Annotated in this window: 13 protein-coding genes and 1 other RNA gene; 8 read left to right on the top strand and 6 right to left on the bottom strand. The window is 68.7% G+C overall.

What is annotated here, in order from left to right; translation table 11 throughout:
• The first annotated feature begins 614 nt into the window (after window positions 1-614).
• On the top strand, window positions 615-1,394 hold the full coding sequence (locus KEG57_RS32230; RefSeq protein WP_272421060.1) for a hypothetical protein: 780 nt from the start codon (window positions 615-617) through the stop codon (window positions 1,392-1,394).
• Window positions 1,395-1,559: 165 nt separating this feature from the next.
• On the opposite strand, the gene KEG57_RS32225 is transcribed toward KEG57_RS32230, so the two are convergent.
• The gene (locus tag KEG57_RS32225) at window positions 1,560-3,380 is read right to left on the bottom strand and encodes a hypothetical protein (RefSeq protein ID WP_272421061.1); all 1,821 of its coding nucleotides are present in this window, start codon (window positions 3,378-3,380) and stop codon (window positions 1,560-1,562) included.
• 54 nt (window positions 3,381-3,434) lie between these two features.
• On the opposite strand from KEG57_RS32225, the gene KEG57_RS32220 reads away from it, so the two are divergent.
• From KEG57_RS32220 to KEG57_RS32210, 3 genes are all read left to right on the top strand, one after another.
• Window positions 3,435-4,571 (top strand): hypothetical protein, encoded by a 1,137-nt coding sequence (locus KEG57_RS32220; protein WP_272421062.1) that lies wholly within the window; start codon window positions 3,435-3,437, stop codon window positions 4,569-4,571.
• 45 nt (window positions 4,572-4,616) lie between these two features.
• Window positions 4,617-5,024: RNase P RNA component class A (gene rnpB / locus KEG57_RS32215), an RNA gene on the top strand.
• 186 nt (window positions 5,025-5,210) lie between these two features.
• On the top strand, window positions 5,211-6,860 hold the full coding sequence (locus tag KEG57_RS32210; protein WP_272421063.1) for a hybrid sensor histidine kinase/response regulator: 1,650 nt from the start codon (window positions 5,211-5,213) through the stop codon (window positions 6,858-6,860).
• Between the two features lie 50 nt (window positions 6,861-6,910).
• On the opposite strand, the gene KEG57_RS32205 is transcribed toward KEG57_RS32210, so the two are convergent.
• The 4 genes from KEG57_RS32205 to KEG57_RS32190 form a co-directional block, all read right to left on the bottom strand.
• Entirely contained in the window at window positions 6,911-8,422 is a 1,512-nt protein-coding gene (locus KEG57_RS32205; protein ID WP_272421064.1) for an SBBP repeat-containing protein, read from the bottom strand.
• Window positions 8,423-8,938: 516 nt separating this feature from the next.
• The gene (fdhF, locus tag KEG57_RS32200) at window positions 8,939-11,809 is read right to left on the bottom strand and encodes a formate dehydrogenase subunit alpha (protein ID WP_272421065.1); all 2,871 of its coding nucleotides are present in this window, start codon (window positions 11,807-11,809) and stop codon (window positions 8,939-8,941) included.
• Window positions 11,810-11,926: 117 nt separating this feature from the next.
• Complete coding sequence (locus KEG57_RS32195) at window positions 11,927-12,430, bottom strand: hypothetical protein (protein ID WP_272421066.1); 504 nt, start codon at window positions 12,428-12,430, stop codon at window positions 11,927-11,929.
• 106 nt (window positions 12,431-12,536) lie between these two features.
• Window positions 12,537-13,202: a hypothetical protein gene (locus KEG57_RS32190; RefSeq protein WP_272421067.1), complete on the bottom strand. Its 666-nt coding sequence runs from the start codon at window positions 13,200-13,202 to the stop codon at window positions 12,537-12,539.
• Between the two features lie 566 nt (window positions 13,203-13,768).
• Between KEG57_RS32190 and KEG57_RS32185 the strand changes: the two genes are divergently transcribed.
• The 3 genes from KEG57_RS32185 to KEG57_RS32175 all read left to right on the top strand — a co-directional run bounded on the left by KEG57_RS32185 (window position 13,769) and on the right by KEG57_RS32175 (window position 16,675).
• A complete protein-coding gene (locus KEG57_RS32185; protein ID WP_272421068.1) occupies window positions 13,769-14,434 on the top strand; it encodes a hypothetical protein in 666 nt (221 codons plus the stop codon).
• A gap of 85 nt (window positions 14,435-14,519) precedes the next feature.
• The gene (gene ltaE / locus KEG57_RS32180) at window positions 14,520-15,557 is read left to right on the top strand and encodes a low-specificity L-threonine aldolase (RefSeq protein ID WP_272421069.1); all 1,038 of its coding nucleotides are present in this window, start codon (window positions 14,520-14,522) and stop codon (window positions 15,555-15,557) included.
• Window positions 15,554-16,675 (top strand): tetratricopeptide repeat protein, encoded by a 1,122-nt coding sequence (locus KEG57_RS32175; protein ID WP_272421070.1) that lies wholly within the window; start codon window positions 15,554-15,556, stop codon window positions 16,673-16,675. The genes ltaE and KEG57_RS32175 overlap by 4 nt, the downstream gene beginning before the upstream one ends.
• A gap of 9 nt (window positions 16,676-16,684) precedes the next feature.
• Here KEG57_RS32175 and KEG57_RS32170 read toward each other — a convergent pair whose 3' ends face one another.
• Window positions 16,685-17,074, bottom strand: a complete 390-nt coding sequence (locus tag KEG57_RS32170) for a hypothetical protein (RefSeq protein WP_272421071.1) — start codon at window positions 17,072-17,074, stop codon at window positions 16,685-16,687.
• Between the two features lie 279 nt (window positions 17,075-17,353).
• Between KEG57_RS32170 and KEG57_RS32165 the strand changes: the two genes are divergently transcribed.
• Window positions 17,354-18,037, top strand: coding sequence for a hypothetical protein (locus tag KEG57_RS32165; protein ID WP_272421072.1), 684 nt, complete (start codon window positions 17,354-17,356; stop codon window positions 18,035-18,037).
• Window positions 18,038-18,063: the final 26 nt, after the last annotated feature.

Raw genomic sequence — 18,063 nt, 5'->3', positions numbered from 1 at the left:
TCCTGACGATCCTTGTGCACGGCGAGTGCTGACCTGCGCAACGAGATTCGCAGGTAGGTGGGACATACCCTGTCAGGGAGTATGGTTGGCCAACAGGGGCACGACGAGCACGGCCAGCCACGGGCGCCCAGCAGGTTGCGCCGTCAGGCGCCGCAGCGCCTCAGCGGGTATTCCACGTCCCCTGTGGCATACCCACGCAGGTCCAGAGCTGCCTCTGCGAACCGCGCGCAATGCCGCGCGCGGTCGAGCCATGCCGTCTCCCAGGTCCACGCGCCGGCTCGTCGACTTCACGCGGGTGTTCTTCGGATTCAGGCGACCGGTTCACGAAACACACGCGTCCCTTCGAGAGCCGCAGGCGCTCCCTCGTGAACCTCAGGCGTGCCAGCGTGGGGCGAAAGCCGGTCGGACCCGAGGTCCACGTGACCGGGTCGTGAACCTCAGCCAATCCCGACCGAACCCCACACGCTCCCTCGCGAACCTCACGCGCCGCCGCGTGACCTCCATGGCGTCCCCAGGTCAACCGCACGCGCTCCGTGGCCAACTCCACGCGCTGTGACGCTGGACACGCACGCGAACGCTCCTGTAGCGTGCCCCATCCAACAGGAGAACATCCCATGGCGCTCGACTTGACGACGATTTCTCCCGAAGCGCGCGCGGTATTCATCAAGGACGGCGAGCGGTGGAGCTCCGAGGACACGCTCGAACAGGCCAATCAGACGTTGAATGCCTACAAGACCCACGGGCCGAAGCTCGCCGCGTCCGGCTTCGCGCCGGATGACGCCGCCGAGCTCTCGGACGCGCGGGACTTGCTCATCCAGGCGGGCGTGGGGCGCGAGGTCAAGCGGACGAACAAGATGCTCGACACCGCCGCGCACGCGACGGCCATGCGGGACGGGCAGGGCGTGCGATTGCGCGCACGGTCGGTGCTCGCCGGGGCGAAACGCGTGCTCTTGGTCGCCGGTCATACCGAAGCCGTCCAGAGAATCGAGGTTCTGCTCGAACGCGAGTCCGCGGCCGCCGAGGACGCCGAAGGGCTGGCCAAGCAGCTCGATGCCCTGTGCGCCGTCCTGAAGGAGCCTGCGGTCGCGGAGGCCGCCCAGAAGCGCGGCGGCGCGCAAGCGGCCCTCGATCTCGAAGTGAAGGCGACGGCGCTCCGTGTCGCGGCCAAGGCCAAGGCAGAGCCGAAGGGGACCCCTGTCGAGACCGAGACGCTGGATCTCATCGACGGGCTCATCGTGAGCCTCGCGCGGACGGCGCGCGAGGCGGCCGAGGCGGCGGCGCGGGAGCTCGGCGAGCCCGCCATCGCCACGGCGTTCGAGCTCTCGGCGTTGTACAAACGGCGCGGCAAGAAGAAGGCGGACGAGCCGAACGGTGGTGGACCGCAGGGCAGCTAGTGTCCTGGAGCGGAAGTCCGCTGCAAAAGGCGGACGCGCCTCACCCCCGGCCCCTCTCCCTCCGGGAGAGGGGTGACAGACGGCGTTTCTCCCCTCTCCCGGAGGGAGAGGCGATGGGGGTGAGGGAATCGTTCTTCGACGAACTTCGGTCCCAGGACACCAGCCCTATTCGAGGATCGTCGTGTCGGCGAACTGCGACGCGGACGCGAGCGCGTCGTATTGCGCGCGGTCCAGCCCGTTCTCCGCGAGCGACAACAACGCGAGGTGGGTGAGGTGGGAGGCCGCCGCGAGGGCGCGGACGCCGTCGTCCCCGAACCGGGTGCGCGACAGGTCGAGAACCACGAGGCCCGCGAGATGTGGCGCCTCGGCGAGGAGACGGACCCCCTCGTCGCCCAAGTCGTTCTGCGCGAGCTCGAGCGTCGAGAGCTCGGTCAGGTGCGTCGCCGACGCGAGCGCCTGCGCGCTCTCCTCGCTGAGCTGGTTGTGCTGCAGACCGAGCTTCTGTAGCGAAGCGAGCTGCGTCGCAGCGAGGAGCGCTCGCGCGCCCTCGTCGTGGAGCTCGTTGTCTGTGAGATCGAGCTCCGTGAGCCGCGCGAGGTGTCGCGCCCCGGCGAGGGCCTGCGCGCCTTCGGGCCCAAGGGCGTTGAGGCGCAGGATGAGCTGCTCCAATCGCGCCAGGTGGCTCGCGCGCGCGAGGGCACGCACACCATCGGGTCCCACCGCGTTGCACGCGAGATTGAGTCGGGTCAGCGCGGCAAAGGTCGGCGCGGAGACGATCGCGCGCGTACCCTCGGAGCCCAGCTGCGTGCCGCCGAGCTCGAGCACCCGCAGGTGTTCGAGCTGCGTGGCTTCCGCGAGCGCCTTGCCGCCAGCGCTCCCCAGCGAATTGCCGTTGAGCCCGAGGTGACGGAGCTGCGCAAAGGACCGCTCCGCGGCGACTGCGCGAACGCCCTCGGCGTCGATGGCGTTGTTGCCGAGGTCGAGGCGTCGAAGCGACGCGAACTGCGGTGCGCTCGCCAGCGCGCGCAGCCCTTCCGAGCGGATGCCGCAGTACCAGAGCTTCAGTTCTTCGAGGCGGCTCCGCGGCGTGGCCTGCGCGAGCGCCTGCGCGCCTTCCGGTCCGAACTTGTTCAGCGATAGATCCAGATGCCGCAGCGACGCGAGACCCGGGGACGCCGCGAGCGCACGCACGCCCTCGCTCGTCATCTTCACGTCGGTCAGAGACAGCGCTTCGAGCTGCGTCAGACCGTCTGCGGCTGCGATGGCGCGCACGCCGTCGTCGCCGAAGGGATTGTTGTCGAGCGTGAGGGACCGAAGCCGCGCGCCCATCGGAGACGACACCAGCGCCTGCACGTCCTCCGCGGCGAGATCGCATCGATCGAGGGTCAGGCGCTCGAGCGCCGTGAAGGGGCCGCCTGCTGCCAGGCGCTTCACCCAGTCGCTGCGCAGGTCCATCTGCGTCAGCGAGAGGCTCCGGAGTCGGACCAGCGAGCTCGCGTGCTCTAGCAGCATCTCGCTGACGTCGCGCGACAAGTCGTGGCCGCCGCCGTGGATCGTGAGCGAGCGAAGATGTCGCATCGCGGGATGCGACAGCGCGTCGGCGAGGCTCGCGGGGTCCTGACCCAGCAGCATCAGGTCTTGGATCGGCGCGCCGCGCTCCCACGCGTCCGCCACCTCGAGCACCCGCTCCGCAGTCAGCGCCACCAGATCGACGAAGCCCCGTCGAAATACGCACTCGGACCTGCGCAGTCCGAGCGGCGCACGAAAGGTGCCGCCGTGCGCCGCGAGTAGCTCGCGCTCACGCCGCTCCCAGCGCGCGCGTTCGGGATGCGACGACCAGGGATCGAGGCGCGCGAGCGCGCATTGCACTTCGATGAACTCTCCTCGCGGATCTCCTTCCGACCGAAGCCGCGCGGCGTGCGCGAGGCGCGTGGTGTCGCTGGTGTCGTCGGCACGGATCGCGGCGATTTCTGCAGCGGTGAGCATGGGGCGTTTTCGTGTACAGGAGGGGCTCGCGGGTGGCAAACTGCGCGGGACGTGATGACCGAGCCGGACCGTTCGACATTGCTGCGCGCGCTGGAGGTGGTGGAGGGCGTGGGCTCGCCGCGCGAGGCGTGGTCGCGCCTCACGGAGGCGGGGCTTTTGGGCCCGAAGCCCGCGTGGGTCGCGCGGCGGATGTTTACGCCCGCGTGGCGGCGCACGATCAGCGAGTACTGCGAGTCGCCTGCGCTCGACGAGGTGCCTCAGACCCTGCACGCGTGCCTGTCGCTCGCGGCCTCGTCGCAGGGGTTCGCCACGGCCGAGGCGCTCGCGCAGGAGGTCGCCGTGCGCTGGCCGCGCTGGGTGGAGGAGGGCGTGCGCGAGCCGTGGACGCTGGTGTGGCAGGTGGCGCCCGAGGGGTCGCTCGAGGACGCCGGCGAGATCGAGGGGGGCTGGTTCGAGGCGCTCGCCAGGGCGCTGTTCCTTCACGCGCCCGACGCGCCCGCGCGGGACAACGCGCCGCCGCCGCGCCCCGCGACGTTCGAGGCGCTGCGCGCGCAGCACCGGGAGCTCGCGGGCGTCTTGCGGAGGAATATGCAGGCCGCGAGCAGCGTGAAGCTCCCGGCGTGCCCGCTCGACCCGGCGGAAGAGCTCGCGGCGCGCGGGTACGCGCTCGGCGATGTGTGGTTGCACGGGGACTGGGACGGGCCGACGATCGTGCTGCTCGCGCCGAGCATCCCGGAGATCCCCGCGGTGACCGAGGCCGAGCGGCGCTACCTGTGGTCGCGGTGCAGGTGCCCGACGCCCATGGTGGACGCGCTGGCCGCGACGAGCGCGCGGGCCGAGCTGGCGGAGGCGCTGCTCGCGCTGTCGCGCTCGATCCCGTGGAGGGAGCTCTACGTGGAGGGCGTGCGCAGCCCCTTCAGCCGTCACAAGGAGCCGAGCGCCGAGGAGCGCGCCCTGGGCGAGCGCATCGCGGACGAGAGTGTGAGCGAGCTGCGGTGGATCGCGACGCTGCTGCAGAGCCCCGACGAGGGCGCGACCTCCGAGTTTCAAGAGTTCTGGGACAACCTGCACGCGGGCGCCGTGCAGGAGACCGAGCTCGCGTCCCGCTTCTGTAAAGCGCTGCGGGAGCGCTGGCCTGCGCCGCCCGCCACGGCGACGTGCGACGCGCTGCGGCCGTACGTGACGCTCTGACGACATCTCGACTTCCGGATCGGGGGGCGTTATCTTCGCCGTGTCGCAGCGGAGCAGGTGATCGCCGGCGGGTTTCCGCGGGAGGAAAGTCCGAGCTCCGCAGGGCAGGGTGCCGGGTAACGCCCGGTGAGGGTGACCTCGAGGAGAGTGCAACAGAGAGAAACCGCCGGCTCGAAGGTGCCCTCGTGGTGCTCGTCCAGTCGGTAAGGGTGAAACGGTGGGGTAAGAGCCCACCGCACCTCCGGTAACGGAGGTGGCTAGGCAAACCCCACCCGGTGCAAGGCCGTGTAGGGAGGCGATGGGACCGCAAGGTCCCGAGAGGACGGCCCGTCCGATGCCTCCGGGTTGGCTGCTGGAGGCACGTAGCAATGCGTGCCCTAGAGGAATGATCGCCGACGCTCTCGGGGGTGACCCCGGAGCGAGACAGAACTCGGCTTATGAGCCGCTGCGACCGAGGGGCTCCGATCGAACGATCGGGGCCTCTTGCTTTTTGTCGCCCCGCACGAAGCGAGCGATATCAGCCGCCGCGAGCGGGCTCATCCGTCCATGGTTTTTCAGGGCATGACAGGGACGTCCTCGCCTGGCGTGGCCTCGCTCGTATGTTACGTTGCAGCACCCCAATCGTTATCCATTCGCTCAATGCAGGAAATCATCACCCCCGAAGCGCCCCCCGCGCGATCCACGTTCGCCGTGATCTGGCCGTGGTTGCTCGCGGTCTCCACAGCCATGGTCTCGGTCGCGATCAGCGCAATGCTGATCCGGCCGCTCGGCGGCCTGTTCCTCTTCGGGCCGATCGGGATCCTCGCGCTGCTCGCGCTCGTCGTGGGGTTTCTTCCGAGCCTCGTTTCGCTCGCCGTCTCCGCGGTCGGCTTCGGATTCCTCTCGTTCGCGATGGCGTCGGGGAACGCCCATTCGGATTTCGTATTCACATACCTATCCAGGCTCGTCGTGTTTTTCGTGACCGGCGTGGTCGTGATTCTCGTCATGGGCTCGGAGCGCAGGTTGCGGCAACGTGCGCAGGCCGAGCGTCTGCTCGCCGAGCGCTCCAGGCTGGAGGCCGAGCGGGCCGCCGCGGCGGCTCGGGCGTCGCTCGCGGCGCTCCACGAGAGCGAGGAGCGCCATCGCGCTCTCGCCGAGGCGCTGCGGGAGGCCGATCGTCGCAAAGACGAGTTTCTGGCCATGCTTTCCCACGAGCTCAGAAACCCATTGGCTCCGGTCCGCAACAGCCTCTACGTGCTCGGCCGCGCGGCGCCGGGGAGCGAGCAGGCGAAGCGCGCCGAGCGCGTGATCGAGCGGCAGATCGTCCACATGACGCGGCTCATCGACGATCTGCTCGACGTGACGCGGATCTCACGCGGTAAAATCCTCCTCCAGCACGGGCCGATCGAGCTCTGCGAGCTCGTCTATCGCGCCGCCGAGGATCACCGCTCGGTCTTCGAACAGGGCGGGGTGACGCTCGGCGTGGAAGTGCCGGTCCGGCCCGTCTGGGTGAACGGCGACGGGACGCGGCTCGCGCAGGTCGTCGGCAATTTGCTGCACAATGCGGCCAAGTTCACGGATCGCGGCGGGCGGGTGCACGTCACGGTCTCGCGCGCGGAGCCGGCGCGGGCGTGCATTTCCGTGAGCGACAACGGCGCCGGCATTGCGGCGGAGATGTTGCCGAAGCTGTTCGATGCGTTCACGCAGGCCGACCGGACGATCACGCGGAGCCGCGGGGGGCTCGGCCTCGGCCTCTCGCTGGTCAAGGGCCTGGTGGAGCTGCACGGCGGTGACGTGCGCGCCGAGAGCGACGGCCCGGGCCGGGGCGCCACGTTCACGATCGAGCTGCCCGTGGGGGAGCCTGTGGCCTCGAACGGCGCGGCGAGCGTGAGCCGCGAGCCGCACCGCTGCAGCCGCATCCTGGTCATCGAGGACAACCACGACGCCGCCGCGAGCCTGGCCGAGGCGCTCGCGCTCGGGCAGCGCAACGTGCGGGTGGAGGTCGCCCACTCCGGCTCCGAGGGAATCGCGAAGGCGCGGATTTTCGATCCCGAGGTGATTTTGTGTGATCTCGGTTTGCCCGGGATGAATGGCTACGAGGTCGCGCGGGCGCTCCGGGCGGATTCTGCGCACCGGGACAGGATCCTCATCGCGCTCACGGGGTACGCCTCGCCCGAGGATCGGAAGCGCTCGCGCGCGGCGGGCTTCGATCGGCATCTCGCGAAGCCGCTGGACCTCAAAACGCTGGATCGGCTCCTCGCGGAGCTCTGTGGTCCCGCCCGGCCCCCCGAGCGTGTCTCCGCGGCGTAGAGCATCGACCGGTTCGATGCTCCAGGCGCGTCTGCTACATCGTTGGAGCGTCAGGGGCCCAGGAACTTCGTGAGAACGCCGTACCCGTAGCCGGAGTAGCTCGGCTGCGCGGCGTTATAGACGGGGAAATCCGTGGAGGTCGTGTGACCAGCCACGAAGGCGTTTCCATGACCATCGACGGCGATGCCGAACAGATAATCGATGCCGCTCCCGCCCAGATACGTCGCGTACGCCGCCGCCGATCCCGAAGTATTCAGCTCCATCAAGAATCCGTCGAAGGTGCCGTGGTGAGACGTCTGAAGCGCATTCGCCGTCACTGGGAAGCTGGTCGATTCCGCCACCCCCGTGACGTACGCCTTTCCGCTGCTGCTCACGGCGATGCTGGGGAAGTCGTACCCGGTCTCGCCGCTCCCCACCCAGGTGGAGTACAAAAGGGCGCTGCCAGGCTCGTTGACCTTCGTCACGAATACGTCTATTTCATGGGCAGGTCCGCTCTTGGCGCTGCGGAACGCGCCCGGCGTCGTGGGGAAGTTGGTGGACCACGACGTTCCAACCACGTACGCATTGTAAGCGCTGTCCACCGCGATTCCGACCCCGGAGTCGCCGTAGCTGCCTCCGATCAGGGTCGAATAATAAGGCGCCGACCCGTTCGGGATCAGCTCGGTGACGAAAACATCATAACCCCACCAGGGGTCACCGGGGTTCCTCTGATATGCGCCGGGCGTCGTCGGGAAGGGGAGGCCGGCGACGTTCGGTAGAGGGGTCGTGCTCCCGACGACGTAGGCATAACCGGCCGCATCGACGGCGATGTCCATGGCGGCGTCGGAGCCGCTCCCTCCGAGGTACGTCGAGTACACGAGGCTCGAGCCCGACGCATTCAGCTTCGTGACGAATGCATCCGAGTCCCCGTGGTGTGCTTGCTGCATTGCCCCTGGCGTCACGGGGAAATCGACCGAACGCGTCTCGCCCGTCACGTAAGCATTTCCCGCGGAATCCACGGCGATTCCGTTCGGCTGGTCATCACCGCTACCGCCGAACCGGCTGTAGTAGGCGAGCGCATTGCCCGCGGCATTGAGCTTCGCGACGAGGATCGTCTGCGTCGGGCCGTACGAATCGGTCTTCGCGAGCACGTACACGCATCCCGCTTTGTCCACCGCGACATCCCGGACATCCTCCCAGCCCTCGCCGCCGAAGGTCGCCGTCCACAAGGGCACGCCGCTGGCGCTGTATTTGGCTACGAAGATATCCTGGTTATTCTGACCCGCCACGTACACGTTCCCCGCCGGGTCAACCGCCGGCTTGGTGCGCCAGTCTTCTCCCGTTCCTCCGACGAACGTCGAGAAACCCAGCGAGGTGAGCGCCTCCGTCGCCTCGGCGACGTTCTCCTCTTCGCCCACCACGTCGGAGCCGCCGCTCACCTCGACCTCCTCCCACTCTTCGACGACCATCTCGTCCACGGGCGCGCAACCCATCGCCGGCGCGAGGCAGGCCAAACAGAGCCCCGCAGCCGTCCATCGGCCCGTCGTCATCATCGCTTTGCCCAAGGTATGCGCAGGATTCATCGTGTGCCTCCCGTTGTCGGAGGCAGCATTGGCAGGAACCGGGCCAACGCTCGGGAAGCGGAAATAGGGGGTAAAAGCTCGAGCGGGTTTGGCCGTGGAGGGCGGCTGACGCGTCAATCCCGCGCGGGTGACGTCAACGGGACCGCTGACGCGTCAGCTCATGTGGTCTCATCTCAAAGCCGCTTCGCTGGGGCGTTGCCCCAGGCCCCACCAGGGGCTATCCGCCCCTGGACCCGGGGCCTGCGCAAGCGCTGGACCCGGGGTCGATGAACTGCGCGATGCGCAGTTCATCGAACAGGCCAAGGCAAGACCAAGACAGCGACGCTGGCATCACGGTCCGTGCGTGAGACGCACCTCGACAGTCTTGCCACCGGCCTGTGGAAGAACCGCGCATCGCGCGGTTCTTCCAACCCGAGTCCAGGGCTTGCCCTGGTTCGGGTCGAGGGGCGAACAGCCCCCGCGGGGTCCGGGGCAGCGCCCCGGCGCGGCGGCCCCAGCCCAAGAAGAGACCAATGCTCAGGCAGGCAGCCCCGTGGGTGGCAAGGCCTCCGCCGCGTCGCCGGAGGGGCGCGAGAGGCGGACCGCGCAGAACTTGAATTCGGGGATCTTTCCGAACGGATCGATCGCGTCGATCGTGAGCACGTTGGCGGCGGCCTCGCGGAAATGGAACGCGATGAAGACGCTGCCGACGCCGACCTTCGTGCTCGATCGCGCGACGAGTTCGATCGAGCCGCGGCGCGAGGTGACACGGACGCGTTCGCCCGGACGAACCCCGAGGCGGGCGAGGTCCTCGGGGTGCACCTCGACGAAGGCTTCGGGGGCGATGGCGTCGAGGGCGTAGGAGCGCCGGGTCATGGTGCCCGTGTGCCAGTGTTCGAGCAGGCGGCCCGTGTTGAGGACGAACGGATACTCGGCGTCGGGCGTCTCGCGGGCCGGCGTGTATTCGCAGGGCACGAGCTTTCCGCGGCCGTCGGGGGTTGGGAAGCCGTCGTCGAAGAGGATCTGGACGCCGTCCTTGGCCGCACGATCCGGTGCGGGCCAGAGGCGGCCGGCCTTGCCGAGGATGTCGTAATCGAGGTTCTGGTAGGCGTCCGTGAGCGAGGTGAACTCGTCGAAGATGTCGGAGGCCTTCGTATAGGGCATGGGATAACCCATGCGGTTCGAGATCTCGCAGACGATCTGCCAATCGAGCCGCGCGTCGCCCGGCGGTTTCAGGGCGGGGCGGCCGATCTGGACGCGGCGATCGGTGTTCGTGTACGTCCCGAGTTTTTCGAGGTAACTCGTGGCCGGGAGGATCACGTCGGCGAACTCGGCCGTCTCGGTGAGGAAGATGTCCTGCACGACGAGGAAATCGAGCTTCGCGAGGGCTTTTTTGACCTTGTTGACGTTGGGATCCGAGAGGAACGGGTTTTCGCCCATGCAATAGAGGGCCTTGAGCTTGTCTTCGAGCGCGGCGGTCGTGATTTCGGTGACCGTGAGGCCCGGTTTCGGATCGAGCGGGACGCCCCAGGCGCTTTCGAATTTGGCGCGGATGGCCGGGTCGGCGACGCGCTGGTAATCGGGGTACATCATGGGGATGAGGCCGGCGTCGCTCGCGCCCTGGACGTTGTTTTGCCCGCGCAAGGGGTGCAGGCCCGTGCCGGGCCGGCCGACGTTGCCCGTGACGAGGCAAAGCGAGATGAGGCAACGCGCGTTGTCCGTGCCGTGCGTGTGCTGCGAGATGCCCATGCCCCAGAACGTAATCGCCGCCCGCGCAGAGCCGTACGCCCGCGCGATCTCGCGGATGAGATCCGGCGCGACGCCGCAGATCTCGCTCGCGACCTCGGGGCTGTAACGCGCCACGGTTTCCTTCAGGGCCTCGAAGCCGGTCGTGTGGTTTTCGACGTAATCGGCGCGGTACAGGCCTTCGGCGAGGAGGACGTGGAGGAGGCCATTGTAGAATGCGACGTCGGTGCCGTTGCGAATGCGGGCGTAACGCCAGGCGTATTGCGCGACGTCGGGGCGGCGCGGGTCGACGACGATGAGCTTCGTGCCGCGGGCCGCGGCCTGCTTGAAGAAGGACGAGGCGACCGGGTGGTTCGCCGTGGTGTTCGTGCCCGCGAGCAGCGCGACGTCGGCCTCGGCGATGCCGGCGAACGTGTTCGTGACGGCGCCCGAGCCGATCGTCTCGAGCAACGCGGCCACGCTCGACGCATGGCAGAGGCGGGTGCAATGGTCGACGTTGTTCGTGCCGAAGACGGCGCGCACGAGCTTCTGGAAGACGTACGCCTCCTCGATCGAGCATTTCGCCGAGCCGAAGCCGGCCATCGCCGCGGGGCCATGCGTATCCCGCGCCTCGCGGAGGCGGGTCGCCACGAGGTCGAGCGCTTCGTCCCAGCTCGCCTCGCGGAAGGCAGGCAGGACGTCCTCGTACCGCACGAGGTGCCCTTTTCGGCGCCCGCCGCGCGCTTCCTGTGCGTTGGGCGACGCATCCGAGAGCGAGCCTTTCGGATACCGCACGCGGATGAGCGGCTTCTGGAGCCGCTGCGGGTGCATGGCGTAATCGTAGCCATACCGACCCTTCACGCAGAGCCGCTCGTGGTTCGCCTCGCCGTCGCGGCCGTCGACGTACACGATGCGGTTCGCCTCCTCGTCGACGTTGTACGTGAGCGCGCAGCCCACGCCGCAATAGGGACAAACGCTGTCGACCTGCTTCAAATGCACGCGCGGCGCGAGCGGGGCGCTCACGGGCTTGTTGACGAGCGCGCCCGTGGGACACACCGCCATACATTCCCCGCACGAGACGCACGTGCTCTCGCCCATCGGGCGATCGAGGTCGAAACCGATCCGCGCACCATACCCCTTGCCCGTCCGGCCGATGACGTCGTTGTGCTGGATCTCGTCGCAGCCGCGGACGCATCGATCGCAGAGGATGCAGGCGTCGTGGTGGACGGAAATGACCTTCGAGGATTTGTCCTCGCCGCGGGCATGGCCGTGGGGCAAGCGGCTGCCATCCACGCCGTAGCGGCGGGCGAGCGCGTAAAGCTCATTTCCCCCGGTGGTGCTCTCCTTGGGGCAAACCTCGGGCTGGTCGCTCATGAGCAGCTCGACGAGGACCTTGCGCTGGCGTTCGACGCGCGGTGACGCCGTCGCGACTTTCATGTTCGGCTCGCAAGGCCGTACGCACGAAGCCGCGAGCGTCCGGCCGCCGACGTCGACGACGCAAAGACGACAGACGCCGACGGGGCGGAGGCGCTCGTCGTGGCAGAGGACCGGGATGTCGATGCCGAGGGCCTTCGCCGCTTCCCAGATCGTGGTGCCCTCGGGGACGGTGACGCTCTGTCCGTCGATCGTGAGCGTGACGGTGCGCGGGGACGTGGCCGTATCCGGTGCCGCGGGCGCTTGCATGCGGCGGATTGTGGCACGAGGAGGCCCGGACAGAAGTCGGGGAAATGCATCGGCTCGCCGCGTCAAAGGCGCGCGAGCTGCGTCAAGCAGTGCCGAGCGGACGGACGGCGGCCGCCGTCATTCGCAGCCCATTCCCTCGGCGGGCAGGCCGCAGGTGGAGAGCCAGTCGAGCAGGATTTGTTTGTCCGCTTCGGGGAGCGTGGCCATGAGGGGCATGAAGCCGCTCTCAACGACCTCGGCCATACGCACGAAGCGGGGCTTCGTGGTCATGCCATGGGGCAGGCGGGTGTCCTCGTACGTGAGCAGCGAGTAAGGCGCGTTGTTGAGCGGCGGCGATTGGTGGCAGCCGTGGCAGTGCGTTTGGAGGACAGTGAAGACGTCGCAGGGGAAATCGCCGGTGGCCGGCGTGTCCTCGCAGGTCGGGCCGGCGTCGCCGCCCCCGCCGCCGCCCGCGCCGCCGCCCCCGTCGCTCGTCGGGAGGGGAGGGATCGGAGGGCTGCCAGGCGGGACACATTGCCCGCCGAGACAGCCTTCTTCGAGCTCCGCGGTGCACGCGGGGCCGAGGGCGGCGAGGAACGAGAGCAAGGCGAGCGGCGCGAGTCGACGAGAAAGAAGAGGCATTGCGGGAGAATAGCGCAACCGGGCGGGCGTCGGGGGGTGGCTTTCTCGGGGGAAACACGCCACGCACCCCGCTCGCCCGGGTGCGAGGGCCGTCTATCTCACTTGCTCACTTGCAGGGCTCGGACATCGCGATCGTGTGCTTGCAATGCTCATCCGCCGCATCCGCGTCGGTCGCCGCCACCGAGAGGTGATAGAGGCGGCACTCGGTCGTATTGCCGCCCGTGAAGTTCGCCGCGTTGTACGGCATGCCCGCGGCCGTCCACGCCATGCACGACGTCATGCATTCGCCCTCCTGCGGCCACTCGGTCGGGCAGGTCTTCACGGCGAGCGAGCAGAACGCCTCGCAAAGCGAGCCGCACATCGCGCCGCCGCTCGGGCCGCCGTGCGGGCAGTGCTTCGCCGGATCACCCGTCGCCGCGCTCGTGTGATAAACGCGACACTGCATCGTGTTGCCGGCCGCGTCGTTGTCCTTGCCGTCGGCCGGGAAGCCCGCGCAGCTGCCCATGCAGCTCGCCTTGTCGGCATACTGCTGGTATTCGCCCGCGCAGTTCGTCGCGATGTCCGTGCAATATTTGTCGCAGTCGACCGCGCTCGCGCCGCCACCCGCGCCGCCCGCGCCGCCCGTACCGCCCGCGCCGCCCGTACCGCCGGCCGCACCGGAGCCGCCCGTACCGCCGGAGCCGCCGCTGTTCTCATCGCCGCAACCCGTGGCCGCGATGAGCGAGGTGGAGGCCAGCAAAGCACCCAGGAAAACAAGGCCATGTTTGGTCATGTAAAGCACTCTCTCCGTTCCGACCAGAACGTCGAGCCTGGGGCGTCCTCCGTGCGAAATTCGCTCGCAAGCGGAGCACGTCCATGGCGAAAGGAGGTCGGAGTCCCTCGCATACGCGCAGCGGGACGCGGCGGTTCCATGTCTCGATGTCCGCGATCCGCGCGCGAATTTCGAGTGGCAGTGATTTTGCTCACGGTCTCCGGGGGCCCCGATTTCCTGCTCATCGCAGCGGCATAAGGTTGACACCGGAGGCGCGTCGATTCTCTGCGGTATCGTAATGCGAATCAGGTGCAGCCGGTAGAATCTGAAAAGAATGGAGTCGGCCAGAGGGTGGCTCTTTCCGCGACGGGAACTGCGACTGCTCACTGGCTCTACCGTATCCGCGCCGCACACCGATCCGACCTGCGCGATCCGGGAAATGCAATCGGCGACGGTCGCATGGCAAGAGCTGCTCGCCCGGTGCCGATTCCCGACCGTCCAGACTGTCGTCATTCGTCCGGGTCGAGCGTCAGGCGTACATGGCGGAGCCCCGGCGTCTGGTCCGGCGATTGCTCCGAATCCTGAACATGTCGACGCGGTCCTCGCCCAGCAGGAACGTTCTCGCCACGAAGAGCGAAGGCACGAACGACGCGGCGCCCGTCTCGTCGAACCGGGGCAGCGGCATCCGTCGCGTGGTCCTCCCCGAGCCGTTGCCGCCGCCGAGCGAAGGGCTCGCCGCGGCGCTGTCGTTCCTCGAGGGCGTCGCCTCGCGACGGATGTGCCGGGAAGAGCTGCGCTCGTGGATCGACCGGAACCTCGTGCACACGGGTTACATGGCCCGTCCCTGGCGCATCCAGGAGCCGCTTTTCGGCGCCTTGCCCGCCGACAAGCACTGCAGCGCGTTCCTGCCCGAGATCCCGCCGACGGACGAGACGGCCGCGATCCTGGTCCGCACGCGCGCGCGCGTGGTCGGGTACCTGCGCGGGCTGCTCCAGTCGCCGGTCGACGACCGCTTCCTTTCGGCCGCGATCTTCGCGGGTCGGGTCCGTCGGGTCGTCGTGGGCGATTCGATGCAATGGGTGCCGCGCCCGCGCAGCCACGACATCCTGAGCGACATCGTGATGAGCCTGTTCGTCTCCGACATTCTGGGCCAGCGGGAGTTTTACGCGCAAAACCTGTGCATTTGCGACACCTGCGGCCGCGTGCGTTTCGACCCCGAGCCGCCTCAGCGCGACAAGTGCTTCTTCTGCTAGTTCGCTTGCGCGGCGTCTGCCCGTAACGCGCTGCCGCCCACGAACAAGGCGTTGCCATGCGCGCTATTCCGGGTGAAGTAGGGGCATGATCGATCTGCGCTCGGATACCGTGACGCGGCCCACGGCCGCGATGCGGGAGGCCATGGCCCGGGCCGAGGTGGGCGACGACGTGTACGGGGAAGACCCGACGATCGCGCGCCTCGAGACGTACACGGCCGAGATCACCGGCAAGGCGGCGGCGCTGTTCGTGCCGAGCGGGACGATGAGCAATCAGATCGCCCTGCTCTGCCACACGCAGCGCGGCGACGAGGTGATCATCGGCGAAGGCGCGCACTGCGCGTTCTACGAGTCGGGTGCAGGCGCGGCTTGGTCCGGTGTGCAGTTCGAGATCGCCGGGCGCGGCGGTCTGTTCAAGCCGGACGAGCTGAAAGAGGTCATCAAGCCGCCGTACGACTACCACCCGCGGCCGCGCGTGGTCGCGCTGGAGAACACGCACAACCGAGCAGGCGGTCGGGTGTTTCCGCAACACGACGTGCTCGCGATCGCGGAGGTCGCGCGGGCACACGGGCTCGCGATGCACCTCGACGGGGCGCGCGTGTGGAACGCGTCGGTCACGTCGGGGCTCTCGGTCGCGGAGCTGTGTGCACCGTTCGACACGGTGAGTGTTTGCTTCTCAAAAGGTCTCGGCGCGCCGGTGGGATCGGCGCTCTGCGGCGACGCGCAGACGATCGTACGCGCGCGTAGGTTCCGGAAGATGCTCGGCGGCGGCATGCGGCAGGCCGGTGTGCTCGCCGCGGGCGCGCTTTACGCGCTCGAACATCACCGCGCGCGGCTCGCGGAGGATCATGCCGCTGCACGCGTGATCGGCGCTGCGATCCGCGAGGTGTCCGGGGCGTCCGTGCGCGAGGTGGAGACGAACATCGTGCAGATCGATCTGCCCGTGGCGGCCGACGAGCTCGTGGCGGCTGCGCGCGCGCGTGGTGTGCTCGTCGGCGCATCGGGCGCGCGGCGCGTGCGCGTGGTGACGCACCTCGATCTGCCGGCCGCGCGTGTCTCCGAGGCCGCCGCTGCGCTCGCGGATGCAACGCGCGAGGTCGTCACGCGAAAGGCGACGCCGACGTGAGCGCGCGGCGCGCCTTCGGGTTTGTCCTCGCGTGGTGGCTCGTGGGGTGCGGGCCGAGCCTCGGCGACGCGTACGAGCGCTCGTTCGCCGCAGGGCAGAGGGCGCATCACGCGGGGCGCTACGAGGACGCCGCGAAGAGCTACGAGGAAGCCGCGCGTGTCGCCGAGCGCGTGAAGGATCGCGACGAGGCTCTCTTCCTCGTGGCGCGCATGCACGAGCGGCGCGGCGCGCACGCCGAGGCGAAGGTCGCGCTCCAGAAGCTCGCCGAGACTTCACCGGATGGGCCACGCGCAGGCCGCGCCGCCTTCGAGCTCGCCGATCTCGAGATCGAGCACGGCGACGCGGAGCGCGGATACGCGATGCTCTTCGACGCGACGGCGAAGCACACGAAGAACGGCCTCGCACGGAGAGCGGTGAAGCGACTCGTGGAGCACGAGCGCGAGCGCGGCGGCGACGAGGCGGTGCTCGCGTGGGCAAAAGGCCCGGCGCGGATCCTCCGGAACACGGACCTCGAAGAGAACGTCGACTACGAAACGGCGCTCGCGCTCGAACGGCTCGGGCGCCTCGCGGAGGCCCGCGATACGCTCGTCGCGCTCTCGCAAGCGCATCCGTACCCGTTCGGGACGCTGACGGACGACGCGCTCTGGCACGCGTCGCTGATCGAAGAGAAGCTCGGGCGCTACGAGGCGGCGATCGATCATCTGCGCACGCTGCTCGCGGTGCGCGAGTCCTCGCACCTCACGGGCAGCTACGAACGTCCGCGGTATTCACCGGCGCAGATGCGCGTGGCGGAGCTCTACCGCGATCGACTGCACGATCATCGCGCCGCGCGCCGCGAGCTGCACAAGGTCTACGCCGATCATCCGACGTCCGTCCTGCGCGACGACGCGCTCTGGGCCGAGGCACGCCTCGCGCGCGAGGACGGCGACGCAGGCGAGGCTTGCGACCTCGCCGAACGCTTGCGCAAGGACTTTTCCGACTCGCGATACGCGCGCTGCGCGCACCTCGTCTGCGACGAGATCAGGCCCGCGCCGAACGAAAAGCCGTGCGCGGGCTACATCGAGCGAGAGGCGAGCGGACAGAAGGACGAGGCGCCGGCGGATCCCGGGGAAAACTGACGGCGAGCGTCAGTCCTCCTCGTCGTCCTCTTCCTCGAGCTCCTCGTCTTCGTCGTCGTCGAGGTCGTCGTCGTCGTCGTCGACGTCGTCGTCCTCGACCTCCTCCTCGTCCTCTTCTTCACGCTGCTCGTACTTGAGATCGATGCCCATCTCGCCGAGCTGCGTTTCGAGGAGCTCGAAGAGCTCGTCGACGTCGTCGCCGCTCCACTCGTCGAGGACGTCGGTCAAGAATTCGAAGAAATCACCGCTGTCGAGCCGACGCTCGATCTCTTCGACCTGCTCCTCGCTGAACGCCTCGAGGACGTCCTCGCGCAGGGCCTCCGTATCGCCTTCGTCGATCGCGTCCGCAGCGGAGAGGCGGATCTGCTTAACCGCACGCTTGTCGAGGTGGATCTCCATGAGCGTGGCTCCGTTTAGGCGACCAACCATGGCGACGTCAAGCGCGCCGATGATCGGCGAAAAGGTTTCCGAGACGTTGGCGCAGGCGCGCGCCGCGTCAAGGCGAGAGTCCCGGAGTCCGGCATGACCAGGTGCCCCCCGCCCGTCGCGTCGGGTCGCGCCTTCCTCGGCCTTGCCCGGAGCGGAAAGGGTAGGGGTCGAGAGGTCCCGCCCCCGCCGGGCGCCCCGGCGCGCGCGGCGGGTTGCGGGCTCCCGCGCACGCGCGTAGCGTGAGCGCCGGTGAGCGCGCAACGGCCCTTCGGTCTGCTCCTCTGCGCCTCTCTGCTCGCCGCCTCCGGAACGGCGCGTGGTGAGCCGAGCGCCTCGCTGCCTCCGGCAAACGAGCCTTTGCGCGTCCTCGGGGGCGTCCGTCCACCGCCGCTCCACGTCGAGTACTTCCAGTACGGCGTGGCGATCGTGGCCGAGACGAACCTCGACGCCGGCGCGGTCTGCGCACCCGAAGGTGGAAAGGCCGCGCCGTGTATCCTGGGCGGAGCCGGGGGGCTCGCGATCCGCGGCGGATATCGATCCGCCGGGCCCTGGTACATCGGCGGCGCCTACCAGTTCGCGAAGATGGACTCGAGCAATCTCTATCGGCTCGGGATCTTCCAGCAGCTCCGCTTCGAGATGCGCTACCTGCCGGACTTGGGGACGCGCGCCGCGCCCTACGCTTCCTGGGGGATCGGGGCGCTCGCATACGGGAACGAGTGGGGCGTCGAGACGGGCGGCGGGCTGCTCTTCGGGGGCCTCGGCGTCGAAATCGAGCTTTCCCGGGTGGCGATCCTCGGCTTCGGTCTGGTCTATCGACCGATGCTCATCGCTGGATGGACCGATACGGCGGGAGCAGTCCGTGCCACGGGCGTGGCGCACTTTCTGGGGGCCGAATTCCAGTTCGAGCTCCGCAGCGAGATCGGGCGCAGGTAGCTCGAGCGGGCCGCGGGGCGCGGTTT

Source organism: Polyangium jinanense (genome assembly GCF_028435365.1).
The sequence above is the reverse complement of the archived record's forward strand: the minus strand, read 5'-3'. Positions and strand labels throughout refer to the sequence as shown.

Excerpts from the sequence above, each read along its gene's own strand:
- KEG57_RS32230 (WP_272421060.1), top strand. The coding sequence starts at position 615 with ATGGCGCTCGACTTGACGACGATTTCTCCCGAAGCGCGCGCGGTATTC.
- KEG57_RS32225 (WP_272421061.1), bottom strand. The coding sequence starts at position 3,380 with ATGCTCACCGCTGCAGAAATCGCCGCGATCCGTGCCGACGACACCAGC.
- KEG57_RS32220 (WP_272421062.1), top strand. The coding sequence starts at position 3,435 with ATGACCGAGCCGGACCGTTCGACATTGCTGCGCGCGCTGGAGGTGGTG.
- KEG57_RS32210 (WP_272421063.1), top strand. The coding sequence starts at position 5,211 with ATGCAGGAAATCATCACCCCCGAAGCGCCCCCCGCGCGATCCACGTTC.
- KEG57_RS32205 (WP_272421064.1), bottom strand. The coding sequence starts at position 8,422 with ATGAATCCTGCGCATACCTTGGGCAAAGCGATGATGACGACGGGCCGA.
- fdhF (WP_272421065.1), bottom strand. The coding sequence starts at position 11,809 with ATGCAAGCGCCCGCGGCACCGGATACGGCCACGTCCCCGCGCACCGTC.
- KEG57_RS32195 (WP_272421066.1), bottom strand. The coding sequence starts at position 12,430 with ATGCCTCTTCTTTCTCGTCGACTCGCGCCGCTCGCCTTGCTCTCGTTC.
- KEG57_RS32190 (WP_272421067.1), bottom strand. The coding sequence starts at position 13,202 with ATGACCAAACATGGCCTTGTTTTCCTGGGTGCTTTGCTGGCCTCCACC.
- KEG57_RS32185 (WP_272421068.1), top strand. The coding sequence starts at position 13,769 with ATGTCGACGCGGTCCTCGCCCAGCAGGAACGTTCTCGCCACGAAGAGC.
- ltaE (WP_272421069.1), top strand. The coding sequence starts at position 14,520 with ATGATCGATCTGCGCTCGGATACCGTGACGCGGCCCACGGCCGCGATG.
- KEG57_RS32170 (WP_272421071.1), bottom strand. The coding sequence starts at position 17,074 with ATGGAGATCCACCTCGACAAGCGTGCGGTTAAGCAGATCCGCCTCTCC.